Below are 18,519 nucleotides of genomic sequence, written 5' to 3' on the forward strand. Positions count from 1 at the left end.
GGGTGGCGGTTGGGTGGGGTGGGGGACGACATCATTGGGTGAGGCGGGAGACTGGCTTCAGCCCGCATGATGTAGGTCGGTCTGACCAACGACAGGAGTGAGGTGCCGGTGGACCCGCTCGACCGCATCGAGGAACTGATTGCCATGGTGGAGCAGGCGCGCTCCGTCCCGATGTCGCGCAACAACTGCATGGTCGATCGGGGCGAGATGATCGCTGCTCTCGACGAGCTGCGCGCCGAGCTGCCGGCAGATCTGCGCCGGGCTGCGGCACTTCTCGAAGAGCGCGACAAGATCATGGAGGCCGGCAAGCGGGAGGCCGACCGGATCATCAGTGAGGGTGAGGCGGAGCACGCCCGCCTGGTCTCGGTGAACGAGATCACCGTCTCCGCCGAGCACGAGGGCGCCCGGATCATCGCCGAGGCCCGCGCCGAGGCGCAGCGCCTCCGCGAGGAGGTCGACGACTACGTCGACACCGCGCTGGCCAACTTCGAGCAGTTCCTCACCCGGGCGCTGGCCTCCATCGAGCGCGGGCGGGACAAGATGCACGCGCTACGGGAGATCGGCACCTTCGGTGGCGAGGAGACGGAGCGGCCGCTACCGTTCTGAGCGGCGCGACCGCATCGGTGCCGCGACCCTCCCGCCACACCGACCAGAGCCGGTGACCGACGGAGAACCGGCAGCCGACCGGAGTCCGGCGGCCGTCCGGGAACCGGCGATCGTCCGGAGTTGGCCTGCCACCCGCATCTGCCCCGCCGCCAGCGGTGGGGCCGCCCCCGGTTCGACGTTCGAGTGCCTGTCCAGGTAACCTCGTTTGTCGGCCTCTCACCGGCCGGAGTCTGACTATGCCCAAACACACGCCTTCTTCACTCGACCCCAGGTCGCCGCTGGTCCTCGACACGAGGGAGCTGCCGCGCCGACCTGGTGCGTTGCGTACCGTCGAACGGGTGGTTCAGGCACCGTCGGACCTCGGCGTTGAGTTGATCGGCGTGCCGGAAGGCGCGGACCTCGAACTCGATCTGCGGATGGAGTCGGTGTCCGAGGGCGTGCTCGTGTCGGGGACCGTCAGCGGTCCGGTCCGGGGCGAGTGCGGTCGGTGCCTACGCGGGATCGACGACTCGGTGACGGTGACGATCCAGGAGCTGTACGCGTACGAGAACAGCACCACGGACGCCACCACCGAAGAGGACGAAGTTGGTCGATTGCAGGGTGACCTGATCGACCTGGAACCGGCGCTGCGGGATGCGGTGGTGCTCGCACTGCCGACCAACCCGCTCTGCCGCCAGGACTGCCCGGGACTGTGCTCCGAGTGTGGGGTGCACTGGGACGATCTGCCGGCGGACCACAGCCACCAGCAGGTCGACCCGCGTTGGGCGGGCCTGTCGCAACTGACCCGTACAGAGGAGTAAGAACCGTGGCCGTCCCCAAGCGCAAGATGTCGCGCAGCAACACCCGGTCCCGCCGGGCGAACTGGAAGGCCGCGGCGGTCGCGACCGTGGCCTGCCCGCAGTGCAAGTCCCCCAAGCTGCCGCACGCTGCCTGCTCCGTCTGCGGCACCTACAACGGCCGCCAGGTCCTCGAGGTCTGACCCGGACGCCGCGTGACGTCTCCGACCACAGGTCGGGCGACGCGCAAACCCCGGCGATCGCCTGCTGCTCCCGTCGACGCCGGCCGGCTCTCACCGGCCGGCGTCGTCACGGAGCCGGGAACCGCACGGATCGCCGTTGACCTCCTCGGCGGGGACGACGCTCCCGACGTGGTGGTGGACGGCGCTCTACGGGCGGTGCGCGCCGACCCCGATCTGCACCTCCTGCTCGTCGGCCCGACCAGAGCCGCCGGTGCGCTCGTCGACGCCCTCGACCCGGCCCAACGTGCCCGGTTGACGCTGCGACCTGCGCGCACCGCCGTCGACACGGCCGACGATCTCACCGCGGCCCGCGCCGAGAACACGGTCCGGGCGGCCGTCGCCGCGATCCGCGCCGGCCAGGCCGACGCGCTGGTCTCCGCCGGGTCCACCGGCGCCACGGTGACCGCTGCCGCCCTCGGCCTCGGCCGCTGGCCGCAGATCCGACGGCCGGCCCTGGCCGCCACCCTGCCCGGCGTCTCCGGACCTGTCGTCCTGCTCGACGTCGGCGGCTCGATGGAGCCGAGTCCGGCGACCCTGACCCGGCACGCCGTGCTCGGCGCCGCGTACGCCGCCATCGCCCACGGCCTCGACGCCCCTCGGGTGGGGCTGCTCTCCGTGGGCACCGAACCGGGCAAGGGTGACCGACCCCGCCGCCTCGCCGACCCGATGTTGCGCGCTACGGAACTGCCCGGTGACGCTCGGTACGTGGGCCTGGTCGAGGGGTACGACGTCTGCCTCGGCACGCGCGCCGATGTGGTGGTCACCGACGGGTTCACCGGTAACGTGCTGCTCAAGGCGATCGAGGGCGCGTACGCCATGGCGGGCGGGCCGCCGCCCGACGGGGGCGCGCCGCGGGCAGCCGCGCTGCTCGGGGTGGCGGGCACCGTGGTGGTCTGTCACGGCGCCGCTCGCCCGGCCGACATCGCTTCCGGCATCGCGCTGGCTGCCCACCTCTGGCGGCGAGCCGCCACCGACCGGGTCGCCGCGCTGCTTGCCACCGAACGCACCGACCGCACCGATCGCACGACCGACACCGAGGTACGCACATCATGAGCATCGACAAGCGACGACGGCCCTCCATCGGCCACCTCGAGGCAGCCTTCGGCGTGTCAATGGACCCGGAGTTGCTGGAGCGGGCCCTGACCCACCGCTCGTACGCGTACGAGAACGGCGGCCTGCCGACCAACGAGCGGCTGGAGTTCCTCGGCGACTCGGTGCTCGGCGTGGTGATCACCACCGCGCTCTTCCACAACCACCCGGACCTGCCCGAGGGGCAACTGGCCAAGCTGCGGGCCAGCGTGGTCAACATGCGTGCCCTGGCCGACGTGGCGCGCGGTCTGGGCCCGGACGGGCTCGGCCCCTACCTGCTGCTGGGCAAGGGTGAGGAGACCACCGGCGGCCGGGACAAGGCGAGCATCCTCGCCGACACCCTGGAGGCGCTGCTCGGCGCGATCTACCTCCAGTACGGGCTGGACATCGCCGCCGAGGTCATCCACCGGCTGTTCGACCCGCTGATGGCCGAGTCGGCCGGCCGGGGCGCCGCCCTGGACTGGAAGACCAGCCTCCAGGAGTTGACCGCGGCGCTGGGTCTCGGTGTGCCGGAGTACCGGATCGAGGGCGCCGGCCCGGACCATCTGAAGACCTTCACCGCCTGGGTGGTGGTGGCCGGTAACCGGTACGGCGGCGCCGACGGGCGTAGCAAGAAGGAGGCCGAGCAGCGGGCCGCGGAGTCGGCCTGGCGGACCCTGAACGCGCAGGCCGAAGCCGACGACGAAGCCGACCGGGCCGAGCCGGAGCCGCTCGACGAGCCGTCCGACGCCGCGGTGACCGTCGAGCCGGCGGGGATCGTCGAGCCCGCGGCGATCGCGGACGACGACGGGCGGGCCGTCGTGGACGCCGGCCGGCCGGAGGTGCAGGCGCCCCGTGCCTGAACTGCCCGAGGTGGAGACCGTCCGGCAGGGGCTGGCGCGCTGGGTCACCGGCCGACGGATCGAGTCCGTCGAGGTACGCCACCCGCGTGCGGTGCGTCGACACGTGGCCGGTGGCGCCCACTTCGCCGACGTGCTGGCCGGCCGGACCGTGCTCGACGTGTGCCGGCGCGGCAAATATCTCTGGTTGCCGCTGGACAGCGGTGACGCGGTGATCGGGCATCTCGGCATGTCCGGGCAACTGTTGCTGCAACCGGCCGCCGCCCCGGACGAGCCGCACCTGCGGGTCCGCTTCCGGTTCACCGACGACGGTCCCGAACTGCGCTTCGTCGACCAGCGCACGTTCGGTGGGCTCTCGGTAAGCGAGGACGGCGCGACGCTGCCCACGGAGATCGCCCACATCGCCCGGGACCCGCTGGATCCGCAGTTCTCCGACGCGGACTTCGTCACCGCGATGCGCCGCCGCCGTACCGAGGTCAAGCGCGCCCTGCTCGACCAGACGTTGATCTCCGGGGTGGGCAACATCTACGCCGACGAGGCGCTGTGGCGGGCCAAACTGCACGGCACCCGGCCGACCGACGCGTTGACCGGCCCGGCCGTACGGCGGTTGCTCGGCCACGTACGCGACGTGCTGACCGAGGCGATCACGGCGGGCGGCACCAGCTTCGACGCGCTGTACGTCAACGTCAACGGGGAGAGCGGTTACTTCGACAGGTCGCTGAACGTCTACGGCCGTGAGGGGCAGCCCTGCCGACGATGCGGTGCGCCGATCCGCCGGGAGGCCTTCATGAACCGGTCGTCGTACAGTTGCCCGCGCTGCCAGCCCCGCCCCCGCGCCACCCTGCGCGGCTGACCTCGATCACGGTACGGGGCCTCGATCACGGTACGGGGCAGGGCAGCCGCCAGGCGTCCAGGCTGCGGTGTTTGCGGATGGAGGCGAACCCGTAGCCGACGCTCGTGACACAGAAGTCGGTGAGCCCGCCGGTGTACTCGACGTGGAACACCGGCTTGCCGGCGTCGACGAACGGCAGCAGCTTGTCGCACCGGTTGAGCCGTACGCACTCCTCGTCGACCGCGAAGTCGAAGTCCGGTGCCAGCGCGGTGACCTGCCCGAGGTTGCCCCGCAGCCCGGGAGACAGATCCAGTGAACGGGCCAACGCCGCGACCCGACGGTTGAACTGCAACTGGTCGTCGAAATCCAGCGGGAAGCCGGGGGAGTTGGCGTAGCCGTCGGCGTCGGCGAGCAGTACCGCGCCGAAGCCCTTGCCGCGGCAGAGCCGGAACCGGTCGGCCAGCACCGGCCGCAGGGCGTCCCACCGGCGTACGTCCAGCCAGGTGCGGCCGGAGCGGGTGGCCGTCGGGCCGCGGACCTGGGGCGGGAACCTGGTCGCGTCCGGATCGTCCGGGTGGACCGTGCCGACGTGCACCTGGCAGACCAGTCGACGGTGACGGGCCCGCAGGTCGGCGGTCTGCGCCGCGGTGGTGTTGGCCGGATCGAGGACGAACACGTCCGCCTCGACCGTCACGTCGAGCACCCCGTCGAGTTGCCACTGCCATCGCCACAGCCGGGCCGAGGCGGACGGCCAACTTGTCGGTGCGCCGGGCGGGGTGAGATCCGGCCGGCAGGCGGCCAGCGACACGAGCACGGTGCAGGCCAGGCCGGCGCGCATCGCCCGTCGTACCTTTGCCCCGCCCAGCCCGATCCGCATCGCCAGCTCCGCAGGTTGCGCCGGCGGCGTGACGCCGCCCGAGCCGGTACGCCGTCGGCGTACCTCACCCACTCAAACGAGCGCAGACCCGACAAGGACTCGCGGCTGGACGTGGCGCGGCACTCAGAACGCGACGAGTTCCGGTGCCGCGCCCGCCGCACTCAGCGTGGCGCGGCGAAGACCTGCGTCCAGTACGGTCCGTTGCTGCTCGCCACGCCGACGCCGATCTCGGTGAAGGCGCAGTTCAGGATGTTCGCCCGGTGACCGGGGCTGTTCATCCAGGCGTCCATCACGGCGGCGGGCGACTGCTGGTTCCAGGCGACGTTCTCGCCGTACGTGCGCCAGGCGTACCCGACCCGGTCGATCCGCTCTCCCGGGTCGCTGCCGTCGCTGCCGGTGTGCGACATGTTCCGGTTGTCGGCCTGGTCCTGGCTGTGCCGCTGGGCCGCGGTCGTCAGCTTCTCGTCGACGGTCAGCGCGCCGCAGCCGGCCTTCGCCCGTTCCGCGTTGACCAGGTCGACCACCTGGGCGGCCTGCGAGGCGCCGGCCGGGTTGGACGGCGAGGTGGTGACCGTGGCACCGCGACTCGGGCTGCCCCGACGCTCGGCGCTCTGCCGGGAGGGTGCGGTGCTGCTGCGCGCGGGCGTGGGCTTCGGCTTCGCCGCTTGACTGGGCGACGGCGAGGGCGTGGCGGCGCTTGGCGAGACGCTCGGGCTCGGGCTGGGGCTCGGGGAGTCGAGTGGGTCGAGGACGTCCACCGACTCGTCGGCGTCCAGCAGCGCGGGTCCGGTGGCCACCGGACGCTCACCGGCGGTGGTGCTGGTCGGCGCGTCGTTGCCGGGCAGCGCGAGGGCCGCCACGCCGATGCTCACCGCGAGGGTGGCCGCCGCGGCGGCACCGCCCATCACCAGGGGACGCGACAGGCGACGACGGGACGGCCGGGCGTCGGTCCCGGGCGCATCGGCCACCGCCTCGGTCCGGGCGGTGGCCCGATCCTCCGGTACGCCGTAGGCCCCTTCCCCGTGCCACCGGCCCTCGTCACCCCGCCCATAGTGCTGCTGACCGGCGTAAGGCAGTTGCGCACCGTAAGGCTGGTCACCGTAGGGGGCCTGGCCGGTGTAGGGCGGCTGGGTGTCGGCGTACCCCTGGTTGTCGTACGCCTGGTTGTCGTGATGCGGGTCGGGGGCGGCGTGCCGCGCGGGCTGCTGTCCGTCGTGCTTGTCGGACCAGCGGCTGACCTGCGTGGTCGGCTCGTCGGCGCGCCAACCGCCGTCGTGCCGGCCGTGGCTCGGCGCGCCGTAGTGCCCCTCGGTCGACCAGGCGGTGTCCCGGTGGTGCTGGCCGGCGCCGGGGTCCTGGTCGGCCCAGTGGGGGTGGGCCGGTGCCGGATAGGTCGTCTCGGCGGGCCGGTGCGGGCGGTGCTGCCACTGCTCGGTGGGCTGGTCGTGGTACCACCGGTCGGACGAACTCTCCGGTTCGTCGCCGAACAGGTACGACGAGCGCGGTGCCGGGCGGTCGGTCAGCCAGGCCGGGTCGTCGGTCGATGGCGCTGGTCGCCGGGTGGAATCCGGGTCGAGCGGGTCGTTCCAGCCGTGCACGCCTGTCGCCTCCACGGGTCGGTAAGGGGCCGGGGTGACGCTACGTGGTCGGTCTGAGCAGCAGCAATGTGGCTAAGGAAGAGTTAAGAGGACCCTGTACATCCGGGTGAGGTATTCCGGCGATTCGGTGCGTAGAGTTGGGGTGTCCGGACAGAGTGTGTCCGCGCCGTGTGGCAGCCTCCCGCGACGGGTCGGGTAGACGTCGAAATGATCTACGGCCTGCGTGAACTTGACGAAACAGGGGCTGTCGGCTCAATATAGAGATGTCGCCAGTCGCGCCCGGCCGTGCCCAGAATTCGTGGGAATGGTAGTCGCGTATACAAGGGCGCGCGTTGGCCGGCCTCTCCGGCAGCGCAATTCAAGGAGTCAACATGGCGAAGGCCCTCTTCGGCCACGTAGGTGCAGCGCCCGACCGGCGCCTGCTCGACGAGGTCACCCGACTGCGTGCCAGGGTTCAGTCACTGGAGTTCGAGATCACGCGGCTGCGTGCCGAGAACGATCGGCTCGCGGCGGCTGCGGCAGAGGCGGATGATCTGCTCCGTCTTGCCGAGCCCGCGCTGACCTGATCCACCTGGCCGCCACAACCGAATAGCACCACCGCACAAAAGCGCGCCGACACGAAGTGCCGGCGCGCAATTCTGTGCACCATTGATCGACTTTGTGGCCGGGATGATCGACTGGATCGTCCGGTGTCGGTGCGTAACCGTCTGACACCTGTGAAATGGAACGCTCGCGGCGTGCCGGCGGGTGGGTCGCGTCGCGCAGCACACCTGGTGCCGGGTTACTCTGCGGGTTTACCAGGGTCCGCGCAGCCGGGCGACGGTACGGCGGCCACCGGACGAGGATCGAGAAGGTGCATCTCAAGAGCCTGACGGTGAAGGGCTTCAAGTCCTTCGCCTCCGCGACGACGCTGAAGCTGGAGCCGGGGATCACCTGCGTGGTGGGCCCGAACGGCTCCGGCAAGTCCAACGTCGTCGACGCCATCGCCTGGGTGCTCGGCGAGCAGGGCGCCAAGGCGCTGCGCGGCGGCAAGATGGAGGACGTCATCTTCGCCGGCACCGCCGGTCGGGCCCCGCTCGGTCGGGCCGAGGTGACCCTGACCATCGACAACACCGACGGCGCTCTGCCGATCGAGTACACCGAGGTCTCCATCACCCGCCGGATGTTCCGCTCCGGCGAGAGCGAGTACGAGATCAACGGCGACACCTGCCGCCTGCTCGACATCCAGGAACTACTCTCCGACTCCGGCATCGGCCGGGAGATGCACATCATCGTCGGGCAGGGGCGGCTCGACGGCATGCTGCACGCCAAGCCGGAGGACCGGCGCGCGTTCATCGAGGAGGCGGCCGGCGTCCTCAAGCATCGCAAGCGCAAGGAAAAGGCGCTGCGCAAGCTCGACGCGATGCAGACCAACCTGAACCGGCTCACCGACCTCACCGCCGAGCTGCGGCGTCAACTCAAGCCGCTCGGCCGGCAGGCCGAGGTGGCCCGCCGCGCCGCGGTGATCCAGGCCAGCCTGCGTGACGCCCGCCTGCGGCTGCTCGCCGACGATCTCGCCACCCTGCGGACCACCCTGGACCGGGAGATCGCCGACGAGACCGCGCTGCGACAGCGGCGCGAGGAGGTGGAGGCCGAGCACACCGAGGTGCAGGCCCGCCTCGGGGAGCTGGAGGAGGCGCTGGCCGCCGACGCACCGCTGCTGGCCGCCGCCCAGGACACCTGGTACAAGCTCTCCGCGTTGCAGGAGCGGTTCCGCTCGATCGAGCAGCTCGCGGTGGAGCGGCTGCGACACCTCAGCTCCACCCCGGACGACGAGCGACCGGGCCGCGACCCGGACCAGTTGGAGGCCGAGGCCGAACGGGTCCGGGAGCAGGAGGAGGAGCTGCGCGCGGCGCTCACCGACGACCAGATCCACCTCGCCGAGGCGGTGGAGCACCGGCAGGAACTGGAACGGCAGCTCGCGGCGGCGGAACGCGAACTGGTCGCCGCGGCGAAGGCGATCGCGGACCGGCGCGAAGGGCTGGCCCGGCTGACCGGTCAGGTGAACTCGGCGCGCGCCCGGACCACAAGCGCCGGTGAGGAGATCGAGCGCCTCGCCGCCGCACACGCCGACGCGATGGCCCGGGCCGAGCGGGCCCAGGCCGACCTGGACGCCGTCGCCGAGCAGTCCACCGAGGCCGACCGCGACAACGCAGACCTGGACGCCCGGCACGCCGAGGCGGTAAGCGTCCAGGAACAGGCGCAGGCGACGGTACGTTCGCTCTCCGACGCCGAGCGGGCGGCGGAGAAGGACGCCGCCACCTGGAAGGCCCGCGAGGAGGCGCTCGCCCTCGGCCTGCGCCGCAAGGACGGCGCCGGTGCCCTGCTGGCCCGCGCCGACCAGGTGCCGGGGCTGCTGGGCAGCCTCGCCGGTCTGCTCACCGTCGCCCCCGGCCATGAGGCGGCGCTCGCCGCCGCGCTCGGCGGGCTCGCCGACGCGGTAGCGGTAAGCGGGGTGGACGAGGCGGTCGAGGCGATGCGACTGCTCAAGATCTCCGACGCCGGACGGGCCGGACTGCTGGTGGGCAGCCCGGCCGGGCCGGGGATGTCCGGCTCCGCCGACGCGCTGCGTCCCAAACTGCCCGACCGTGCGCACTGGGCGCCCGACCTGGTCGAGTGCGACGCGCGGATCCGACCGGCGGTGCACCGGGCGCTGCGGGACGTGGTGCTTGTCGACGACCTCGCTGCCGCGGCGGAGGTGGTCGCCGGCAACCCCGAGCTGCGCGCGGTCACCCGGGAAGGGGACGTCGTCGGGGCGTACGCGGCGGCCGGTGGGTCGGCGAAGGCACCCAGCTACATCGAGGTGCAGGCAGCCGTCGAGGAGGCCCGCGCCAACCGGCTCACCGCCGAGCGCACCAGCGCGGAACTGCGCGAACAACTGGTCGAGGCGCGGGCGGCGGTGGCCGAGGCGAAGGAGCGGGTGCAGCATGCCGCCGCGGCGAAGCGGGAGGCGGAGAGCCACCGCAACGCCGCCGCCCGCCGGCTCGCCGAGTTGGGTGCCGCCGCCCGCTCCGCCAAGGCGGAGACCGACCGGCTGGGCGAGTCGCGGGCCCGCGCCGAGGCGGCCCGGGAACGGGACCTGACCGCCCTGGCCGAGTTGGAGGAGCGGCTGCGCCTGGCGGAGGCGACCCCGATCGACGCGGAACCCTCCACCGAGGAACGCGATCAGCTCGCCGCGATGGTGCCGCAGGCCCGGCAGAACGAGATGGAGGTCCGGCTCGCGGTGCGTACCGCCGAGGAGCGGGTGTCCTCCATCGCCGGGCGGGCCGACTCGCTGCGCCGGCAGGCCGCCGCCGAGCGGGCCGCGAGGGAGCGGGCCGCGGCCCGGCGGGCGGCGCGGGTGCGTGGCGCGGGCATCGCCCGGGCCGTGGCCGGCGGTGCCCGGGAGGCGCTGACCCGGCTGACCACCAGCATCGCTCAGGCGGAGGAGCAGCGTGACGCGGTGGCCCGGGCACGGGCCACCCGCGAGGCGGAACTTCAGGAGGTGCGGGCCGCCGCGAAACGACTCGGCGCAGAACTGGAGCGACTGACCAGCCAGGTGCACCGCGACGAGGTGGCCCGGGCCGAGCAGCGGCTGCGCATCGAACAGTTGGAGGCCAAGGCCGCCGAGGACTTCGGGTTGACCATGGAGACGCTGATCGCCGAGTACGGCCCGAGTCAGCCGGTGCCGCCCACCGAGGCCGAGGTGGCCGCCGCCGAACGCGACGGCCTGCCGGTGCCCGAACCGGTCCGCTACGAGCGCCCGGTGCAGGAGAAGCGGGCCGCGAAGGCCGAACGCGAACTGACCCTGCTCGGCAAGGTCAACCCGCTGGCGTTGGAGGAGTTCGCCGCGCTGGAGGAGCGCTACAAGTTCCTCTCCGAGCAGTTGGAGGACCTCAAGGCGACCCGGCGTGACCTGCTCACCGTGGTCAAGGACGTCGACGAACGGATCCTGGAGGTCTTCGCCAGCGCGTTCGCCGACACCGCCCGGGAGTTCGAGCAGGTCTTCACCGTCCTGTTCCCCGGCGGCGAGGGGCGGCTGGTGCTCACCGACCCGGACGACCTGCTGACCACAGGTGTCGAGGTCGAGGCCCGCCCGCCCGGCAAGAAGATCAAGCGGCTGTCGCTGCTCTCCGGTGGTGAGCGGTCGTTGACCGCGGTGGCGATGCTGGTGGCCATCTTCCGTGCCCGGCCCAGCCCGTTCTACATCATGGACGAGGTCGAGGCGGCGCTCGACGACGTGAACCTGGGTCGGCTGATCACCCTGCTCGCCCAGTTGCGGGAGAAGAGTCAGCTCATCGTCATCACCCACCAGAAACGCACAATGGAGATCGCCGACGCGCTGTACGGCGTGACCATGCGTGGCGGAGTGACCCAGGTGATCAGCCAACGGCTCAACCGGGCCGGTACGGACGACGAGCGGCGAAGCCGCGGCGAGGAGAACAGTTAGTGGCTCGGGAACGCGCGACAGCGCTGTTGGTGGACTTCGACGGCGTACTGCGGCGTTGGGACCCGGCGGTCGCCGCCGAGGTGGAACGCGAGTACGGCCTGTCCACCGGCGTGCTCGGCGAGATCGCCACCTCCTGGGGGCTGCTTCAGCCGGTGCTCACCGGCCGGCTCAGCCACGCCGAGTGGATGTCGAGCGTCGCCGACGCGCTGACCCCCTCGGTGGGCGACCCGGAGCGGGCCCGGGCCGCCGTGGAGCAGTGGCAGCGCTACCGCGGTGAGGTCGACCCCCAGGTGCTGTCGTTCATCCGCGAGGTGCGGGCCGCCGGCATCCGGGTCGGGTTGGGCACCAACGCCACCGACCTGCTCGACGCCGACCTGGCCGCGCTGGACCTCACCGACGAACTCGACGTGGTGGTCAACTCCTCGGCCATCGGCGTCCACAAACCGGCCAAGGAGTACTTCCAGGCCGCCTGCGTGGCGCTGGAGACCCCGCCGGACCGGGTGCTCTTCGTCGACGACGAGGACCGGGCGATCAACGGGGCCCGGGTGGCCGGGCTGTCGGCGTACCGCTGGAACGGGCCGGACGACCTGCGCTACCTGCGCGCCGCGCTGGCCTCCTGACGGTCACTCGCCGGTCACCCCGTCGATCGCTTCGCGGATCAGGTCGGCGTGCCCGTTGTGCCGGGCGTACTCCTCGATCATGTGGAGGTAGATCCAGCGCAGGCTGATCTCGTTGGCGGTGCCGTCGCGGCGCTTGACGGTGCAGACCTCTTCCAGGTCACGGCCGGCGGTGGCCGCGTCGACGGCCGTGATCTCGGCGCGGAACGCCGCGAAGTCGGCCTCGGCGTCGGCGGTGTCCACGGTGTTGAACTCGGCATCCGGGTCGGCGTCGAAGTCGTACAGCTCGGGCAGGTCCGCACCGGCGAAACGTTGCCGGAACCACGACCGCTCGACGACGGTCATGTGCCGGACCAGACCGAGCAGGGTGAGCGTCGATGGCGACGCGCTCGCGGTCCGTAGCTGCTCGCCGGTCAGCCCGGCGCACTTGAGCAGCAACGTGTCCCGGTGATAGTTGAGCCAGCCCTCCAGCATGGTGCGCTCGTCGGCGCGGTAGGGCTCGTGTCGGCGGTCGATGGCAGGTGCAGTCCACGTCGTCATGCCGGTCATCGTGCTGTCCGGGTACGACAAGTGCGAGCGAGTTTGTGGTTGCGGTTTCACGGCACCACGACAACGGGCCAGCGGCCGGTACGGACCAGGCGGGTGGCGACCGAGCCGACCAGGCGATGCCCGGCCTGCTCGGACGAGCCCACCACGACCAGGTCCGCCCGCGTCTCGTCGGCCGCGGCGGACAGTTCGACGTACGCGTCACCCCGTCGGCAGAGGAAGGTCACCGGCACGTCCAGCTCCTCGGCGCTGCGCCGGCACTCCTGGCGCAGATCCTCGGCCAACTCGTCATGGCTCTGCTGCACTGCGTCGGCCACGACGTCGGACAACAGCGCGGCGTAGGTGGCCGGCGAGCTGACGAAGACCACCACCAGCCGGGCACCCTGTCGGCGGGCCAGCCCGGCGGCGTACGAGGCGGCGCGGAGCGAGGTCCGGGTGCCGTCCACACCGACCAGGACGACCCGTGGCCCGTCGGTGCCCCGCTCAAAGGGCACCGGCCGGGCCTGCGGGCCGTACTGCTGACGATCAGCGGTGTTCATCGGGTCAGTCCCGGACCCCGGTGCGGATCACGGCCGTCGCGCCGCCGGTGGCCACCGTCGACTCCTGCTCCACCTCGTCGGTGAGCGGGCCACCGGTGTGCCGCAGCAGCGGCACCTCCTTGATGAACAGCACGGCGATCAGGGCGATCAGCCCGAACGGTGCGGCGGCCAGGAAGATGTCTCCGGCCCCGTGCCCGTACGCGGACTCCACCACGGCCCGGATCGGTGCGGGTAGCGTGTGTACGTCGGGCAGCGTGCCGCCGCCTGCGCCCGCGGTCGGTAGGCCGAGCGCGGCCAACCCCTCGCTGAGGTAGCGGGTGACGTTGTGACCGAGCAGGGCGCCCAGGGCGCTGACACCGACCGCGCCGCCGAGGCTGCGGAAGAACGCCACCACCGAGCTGGCCGCGCCGAGTTCGTGTGGCTCGACGGTGTTCTGCACGGCGAGCACCAGGTTCTGCATGGACATGCCGACGCCGAGGCCGATGATCGCCATGTAGATGCTGACCTGCCAGTACGGGGTGTCCGCCCGCAGCGTGCCCATCAACGCGAAACCAACGGTGAGCAGCGCCGAGCCGGCGACCAGGTAACGCTTCCAGCGGCCGGTGTTGGTGATGATGCGGCCGACCACGGTGGAGGAGACCAGCAGGCCGAGGATCATCGGCAGGGTCATCAGGCCGGACATGGTGGGGCTGGCCCCACGGCTGATCTGGAAGTACTGGCCGAGGAAGACCGAGGCGCCGAACATGCCCACACCGACGGCGATGCTGGCCACCACCGACAGGGTGATGGTGCGGTTGCGGAACAGTCGGGGCGGGATCAGCGGCTCACTGGCCTTGGTCTCCACCCGCACGGCGGCGGCACCGAGCAGCAACGCGCCGGCCACCATCACCGCGGTCTGCCAGGAGGCCCAGTCGAACTGGTTGCCGGCGAGCGACACCCAGATCAGCAGCAGCGACACGGCGGCGGTGATCAGCGTGGCACCCCACCAGTCGATCTTCACCTTGCGGCGGACGACCGGCAGGTCGAGGGTCCGCTGGAGCACGACCAGAGCGGCCAGCGCGAACGGCACGCCGACGTAGAAGCACCAGCGCCAGCCGAGCCAGGAGGTGTCGACGATCACACCGCCGATCAGCGGCCCGCCGATGGTGCCGACGGCCATCACCGCGCCGAGGTAGCCGCTGTAGCGGCCCCGTTCCCGCGGGGAGATCATCGTCGCGATGATCACCTGAACCAGCGCGGTGAGACCACCGGCGCCGATGCCCTGGACCACCCGGCAGGCGATCAGTTGCCCGGTGGACTGCGAGAGCCCGGCCAGCACCGAGCCGAGCACGAAGATGGCGAGGGAGAGCTGGACCAGCACCTTCTTACTGGTCAGGTCGGCGAGCTTGCCCCACAGCGGGGTGGTCGCGGTGGTGGCCAGCAGCGTCGAGGTGACCACCCAGGTGTACGCGGACTGACTGCCGTTGAGTTCGGTGATGATCCTCGGCAGCGCGTTCGCGACGACCGTGCCGGACAGGATCGCGACGAACATGCCCAGCAGCAGACCGGAGAGGGCCTCCAGGATCTGTCGGTGACTCATCTGCACGGGCATCGCTCGGGCGGGAGCACTCGCCTGAGTCATGGGAGAAGCCTCCAAGCGGAGTGGATATTGTTGCCGGAGGCAACCGTACGACTTGGTTGCCTGAAGCAACAACTTGCTCGGCAGGGGCTCTATTCCACCCGCCTGGCGGGAGAGTGTCGCTGAAAGCGCCGTTACGTCGTAATTGCGGTAAAAGTCCGACCTGGTTACCGCTGGATCGCCGGAACGGGGTCAGGTGGGACGGCGTTTAGGTGGGACGGCGTCAGGTACGACGGCGACAGGTGGGACGGCGTCAGCCCCAGGCGTCGTTGAAGCGGCGGAGCAGCCGGGCCAACTCCTCGACGTCACGTTGCGGCCAGGTCTCCAACGCCCGACGGATCTGTCCGAGCCGGGGGGCCCGAGCGGCGTCGAACCGGCGCTGCCCCTCCTCGGTGAGGCTGAGTTGCGCGGCCCGCCGATCGTTCGGGTCCGGGTCTCGTCTCACCAGACCGAGGGTCTCCAGGCTGTGGATCTGCCGGCTGAGCGTGCCCTTGCCGACCCCGAGTCGGGCGGCCAGATCGGTGAGCCGGATCGCGCCGGAGCGGCGCAGCCAGAGCAGCAGCCCGTACGCGTTCGGCTCCAGATTCGGGTGCACCTCGCTGGCGATCTCCCACGAGAGGGCCCGACCGCGCCGCAACAGGGCGGTCAGTTCGTCCTCGACCTCGCGCAGGCGCTCCGGCAGCTCGTCGTCCACGCCGACGAGACTACGGAGCCGCAGTGACCGTCCGCTGACTGCCCCGCACCACAGCGTCAGTCACCCGCACCGCCCCACAGTGTTAACAAGGGGCCCTTCTACTACGCCAGGCGTTAACAAGGTGCCCTTCCTTTCACGGGGTCAGGCGGTGGTGGGCGACTTGGCGCAGGTGGCCGTCGTTTGTGGTGCCCTCGATGACCACGTCGGCGCTCCGGCTGGCGTGGGTCAGCGTGGCCACCGCGTTGCCGAAGTACGGGCCGGCGAGCTTGCGCCAGCGGAACTGCGGCCGGGGTACGCCCGCGGTGCGGGCCAGCGCCCGGGTCGCCCCGGCCGGCCCACGGGACCAGCCCAGCCGCATCAGCGGACGCATCCCGGCGGGCACCTGGTTGTGGATCGGCGAGCAGGTCAGCTGATGCACCGGGGTGCGTACGCTCGGGTCGGCGAACCGGACCCGGGCCACGTACGAGTGGTGCACGTCACCGGAGAGAACGTTGATCGACGCCGGGGGCGGGTACGCCGGCCCGGCACCCTTGCGGTCGTCGGGCTCACCCGGCGTGCCGCCGCCGACGCGGGCGAACAGCGCACCCATGGCGTCGAACGAACGACGGAACGCGCCCCAGTGTTCCAGGTCCAGCCCACGACGCAGGCGTTCGGAGAGGGCGGCGAGCCACGGCCGGGACGAGTCGGCCAGCTTCTCGTTCCACGCCTCGACGTGGTGGATGCCGGGCGGCAGCAGCCAGGGCAGCGAGGAACCGACGACCAGGTGGTCGTAGTCGCCGTGCACCCGGTCGACGAACCAGGACCATTCGCCCGGCGGCAACATCGCCCGGTGGCTCGGTTGCAACACCCGGCTGCACCGGGTGTCCAGCATGACCAGGCGGGTACGGCCCAGGTCGAGCGAGTAGCTCCACTGGTACTGCACCGCCTGCCACCGCTCGATGTCGTGTGCCAGGTCGGCCTCGGTGTCCACTCGCTTGCCGAATTCGCGCAGCACCTCGGTGGCGTCCCCGGCCGTGGTCACCTTCGCGAAGATCGGGTCGGCGGCGATCTCGTCGGGGGAGAGGTTTCCCAGGTGCTGGTACACCCAGTAGGACGCCAGGCCGCTGGTGATCCGCTCGGCCCACCAGGGCTGCTCGCGCATGTCCGCGCGCCAGGACGCCGAGGTGTTCCAGTCGTCGATGATCTCGTGATCGTCGAAGATCATCACGTTCGGCACGGTGGAGAACAGCCAGCGGATCTCCGGGTCGCCCCAGGACTCCAGGTAGAGCTTCGTGTACTCGTCGAAGCTGACCACCTGGTCGCTGGGCGCGCCCGCCGGGCGGCGTCGCCGTCGGCGCAGCAGGCGCTTCACCGTCGGTGACGTCTCGTCGGCGTAGACCTGGTCGCCGAGGAGCACCAGCAGGTCCGGCAGGGCCGCCGGGTCCGGGTCGGCCAGGATCCGCCGGGCGTACGCGTCGAGTGCGTCCGGGGGCAGCTTGCGGGTGGTGGCGTGCTGGGTGGTCTCTCGGCAGGAGCCGAAGAGCAGCCGTACCGGCTGATCCCGGTCGTCGGCGGCGCGGGTGCGGATCACGCTGGGCGGGAAACGCCCGTCGGGCAGCGGCCAGACCTCCCGGTCGTCGACGAAGACCTGATAGGTCGTGGTGCTGTCCGGGGTGAGCCCGTCGACCACCACAAGTGCGTAGTGGTGGTCGTACGCGGTGAAGGTGTTCGTCGTGCCGGTGGCGCCGTCGGCCGTGCGGACGGTGACCACCGCCGGGGCCGTGGTTTCCACCCAGACCGTGGCCCGCGTGCCGACCACCCGGCGGAGCAGGGGGCCGATGAGCAGCTCGGCGGGCATCGCAGACCTCCAGATGAGAGTGTTTCGACCTCTACTACCCGGCCGGCCGTCGCACCACTGCTGGTTGTGGCCGAGACTACCGCCGCTTCACGACAGGTGCGGGGGTGCGGTGGCTGAGACGCGGTCGGCGGCATCTGACAGGATTTCGGCATGAAGGACTACCTCCTCATCGTTCTCGCCCTGCTCGGTGTGCTGATCCTCGGCGGCATCGGGTTGGTCGTGCCGAGGCTGCGCCGGCGGCCGGCACCCCCGCTGCCGCGTACGGAGGTCGACACCCGGACGCAGGAGGATCTCGCCGGGCCGCCGGTGGAGGCGCCGGAGGCCGAGTTGTCCACCGGCATCCTGGTCGAGCCGCCGCCGGTGGTGGAGGCGCCGACCCCGACCGTCGAGGTGCCCGAGCCGACCGCCGGCCGGCTGGTCCGGCTGCGGTCCCGGCTGTCGCGCTCGCAGAACGCCTTCGGTAAGGGGCTGCTCGGCCTGCTCAGCCGCGACCGCCTCGACGAGGACGTCTGGGAAGAGATCGAGGACAGCCTGATCACCGCGGACGTGGGCATCGACGCCACCCGCGAGATCGTCGACCGGCTGCGCGAGCGGACCCGGGTGCTGGGCACCCGTTCGACGGCCGAACTGCGTGCCCTGCTCGCCGCCGAACTGGTGAACGCGCTCGACCCGGAGCTGGACCGCTCGCTGCGGACCACCCCCAAGGAGGGTGTGCCGGCGGTGCTGCTGGTGGTCGGGGTCAACGGCGCCGGCAAGACCACCACCTGCGGCAAGATCGCCCGGGTGCTCATCGCCGACGGTCGCAGCGTGCTGCTCGGCGCGGCCGACACCTTCCGGGCCGCCGCCGCCGACCAGTTGGAGACCTGGGCGGGACGGGTCGGCGCGGAGACCGTCCGGGGTCCGGAGGGTGCCGATCCGGCCAGCGTCGCGTTCGACGCGGTCCGGCGGGGTATCGACACCGGCGTGGACACCGTGCTCGTGGACACCGCCGGCCGGCTGCAGAACAAGGTCGGCCTGATGGACGAGCTGGGCAAGGTCAAGCGGGTGGTGGAGAAGCACGGCCCGATCGACGAGACCCTGCTCATCCTCGACGCCACCACCGGGCAGAACGGTCTGGAGCAGGCCCGCGTCTTCACCGAGGTGGTGAACGTCACCGGGGTGGTGCTGACCAAGCTCGACGGCACCGCCAAGGGCGGCATCGTGATCGCCGTACAGCGCAAGCTCGGCATCCCGGTGAAGCTGGTCGGCCTCGGCGAAGGTCCGGACGACCTGGCACCGTTCGACCCCGCGCAGTTCGTCGACGCGCTGCTGGGCACCGAAGCCCCCGGTCCGACCGCGTAA

General features: G+C 71.5%; 17 protein-coding genes. 10 read left to right on the plus strand and 7 right to left on the minus strand.

Going from position 1 to position 18,519, the window contains the following annotated elements; all coding sequences use genetic code 11:
- Window positions 1–108 precede the first annotated feature (108 nt).
- The 6 genes from C1A38_RS23305 to mutM all read left to right on the plus strand — a co-directional run bounded on the left by C1A38_RS23305 (window position 109) and on the right by mutM (window position 4,405).
- Entirely contained in the window at window positions 109–606 is a 498-nt protein-coding gene (locus C1A38_RS23305) for an SPFH domain-containing protein (protein WP_102659891.1), read from the plus strand.
- 236 nt (window positions 607–842) lie between these two features.
- Window positions 843–1,406, plus strand: coding sequence for a YceD family protein (locus C1A38_RS23310; RefSeq protein ID WP_102659874.1), 564 nt, complete (start codon window positions 843–845; stop codon window positions 1,404–1,406).
- A gap of 5 nt (window positions 1,407–1,411) precedes the next feature.
- Complete coding sequence (gene rpmF, locus C1A38_RS23315) at window positions 1,412–1,585, plus strand: 50S ribosomal protein L32 (RefSeq protein WP_013732077.1); 174 nt, start codon at window positions 1,412–1,414, stop codon at window positions 1,583–1,585.
- 129 nt (window positions 1,586–1,714) lie between these two features.
- Entirely contained in the window at window positions 1,715–2,677 is a 963-nt protein-coding gene (locus C1A38_RS23320) for a phosphate acyltransferase PlsX (RefSeq protein WP_102659892.1), read from the plus strand.
- The gene (rnc, locus tag C1A38_RS23325) at window positions 2,674–3,555 is read left to right on the plus strand and encodes a ribonuclease III (protein ID WP_102659875.1); all 882 of its coding nucleotides are present in this window, start codon (window positions 2,674–2,676) and stop codon (window positions 3,553–3,555) included. The genes C1A38_RS23320 and rnc overlap by 4 nt, the downstream gene beginning before the upstream one ends.
- Window positions 3,548–4,405, plus strand: coding sequence for a bifunctional DNA-formamidopyrimidine glycosylase/DNA-(apurinic or apyrimidinic site) lyase (gene mutM, locus C1A38_RS23330; protein WP_102659876.1), 858 nt, complete (start codon window positions 3,548–3,550; stop codon window positions 4,403–4,405). The genes rnc and mutM overlap by 8 nt, the downstream gene beginning before the upstream one ends.
- A gap of 25 nt (window positions 4,406–4,430) precedes the next feature.
- Here mutM and C1A38_RS23335 read toward each other — a convergent pair whose 3' ends face one another.
- Together C1A38_RS23335 and C1A38_RS23340 are read right to left on the minus strand one after the other, a co-directional pair.
- On the minus strand, window positions 4,431–5,333 hold the full coding sequence (locus tag C1A38_RS23335) for an endo alpha-1,4 polygalactosaminidase (RefSeq protein ID WP_233196982.1): 903 nt from the start codon (window positions 5,331–5,333) through the stop codon (window positions 4,431–4,433).
- Window positions 5,334–5,422: 89 nt separating this feature from the next.
- Window positions 5,423–6,859, minus strand: a complete 1,437-nt coding sequence (locus C1A38_RS23340; RefSeq protein WP_102659894.1) for a CAP domain-containing protein — start codon at window positions 6,857–6,859, stop codon at window positions 5,423–5,425.
- A 371-nt stretch (window positions 6,860–7,230) separates the two neighbouring features.
- Here C1A38_RS23340 and C1A38_RS23345 point away from each other — a divergent pair, with 371 nt between their 5' ends.
- From C1A38_RS23345 to C1A38_RS23355, 3 genes are all read left to right on the plus strand, one after another.
- Window positions 7,231–7,425, plus strand: coding sequence for a hypothetical protein (locus C1A38_RS23345; RefSeq protein WP_013732083.1), 195 nt, complete (start codon window positions 7,231–7,233; stop codon window positions 7,423–7,425).
- Between the two features lie 287 nt (window positions 7,426–7,712).
- Window positions 7,713–11,327, plus strand: coding sequence for a chromosome segregation protein SMC (gene smc / locus C1A38_RS23350; RefSeq protein ID WP_102659877.1), 3,615 nt, complete (start codon window positions 7,713–7,715; stop codon window positions 11,325–11,327).
- Window positions 11,327–11,947 carry an HAD-IA family hydrolase gene (locus C1A38_RS23355; protein WP_102659878.1) on the plus strand — a complete coding sequence of 207 codons (621 nt, stop codon included), beginning with the start codon at window positions 11,327–11,329 and terminating at the stop codon, window positions 11,945–11,947. Before smc ends, C1A38_RS23355 begins: the two co-directional genes overlap by 1 nt.
- A gap of 3 nt (window positions 11,948–11,950) precedes the next feature.
- Here the strand turns inward: C1A38_RS23355 and C1A38_RS23360 are convergent, their stop codons facing one another.
- From C1A38_RS23360 to C1A38_RS23380, 5 genes are all read right to left on the minus strand, one after another.
- On the minus strand, window positions 11,951–12,484 hold the full coding sequence (locus C1A38_RS23360; protein ID WP_102659895.1) for a DinB family protein: 534 nt from the start codon (window positions 12,482–12,484) through the stop codon (window positions 11,951–11,953).
- A 56-nt stretch (window positions 12,485–12,540) separates the two neighbouring features.
- Window positions 12,541–13,029, minus strand: coding sequence for a universal stress protein (locus tag C1A38_RS23365; RefSeq protein WP_102659879.1), 489 nt, complete (start codon window positions 13,027–13,029; stop codon window positions 12,541–12,543).
- Between the two features lie 4 nt (window positions 13,030–13,033).
- Window positions 13,034–14,608, minus strand: coding sequence for an MDR family MFS transporter (locus C1A38_RS23370; protein WP_502696951.1), 1,575 nt, complete (start codon window positions 14,606–14,608; stop codon window positions 13,034–13,036).
- 292 nt (window positions 14,609–14,900) lie between these two features.
- The gene (locus C1A38_RS23375) at window positions 14,901–15,341 is read right to left on the minus strand and encodes a MarR family winged helix-turn-helix transcriptional regulator (RefSeq protein ID WP_233196983.1); all 441 of its coding nucleotides are present in this window, start codon (window positions 15,339–15,341) and stop codon (window positions 14,901–14,903) included.
- 133 nt (window positions 15,342–15,474) lie between these two features.
- Entirely contained in the window at window positions 15,475–17,178 is a 1,704-nt protein-coding gene (locus C1A38_RS23380; RefSeq protein ID WP_102659881.1) for an alkaline phosphatase D family protein, read from the minus strand.
- A gap of 150 nt (window positions 17,179–17,328) precedes the next feature.
- Here C1A38_RS23380 and ftsY point away from each other — a divergent pair, with 150 nt between their 5' ends.
- Window positions 17,329–18,519, plus strand: a complete 1,191-nt coding sequence (gene ftsY, locus C1A38_RS23385) for a signal recognition particle-docking protein FtsY (protein WP_102659882.1) — start codon at window positions 17,329–17,331, stop codon at window positions 18,517–18,519.

This window comes from Verrucosispora sp. ts21 (assembly GCF_002879555.1).
GTDB lineage: Bacteria > Actinomycetota > Actinomycetes > Mycobacteriales > Micromonosporaceae > Micromonospora > Micromonospora gifhornensis.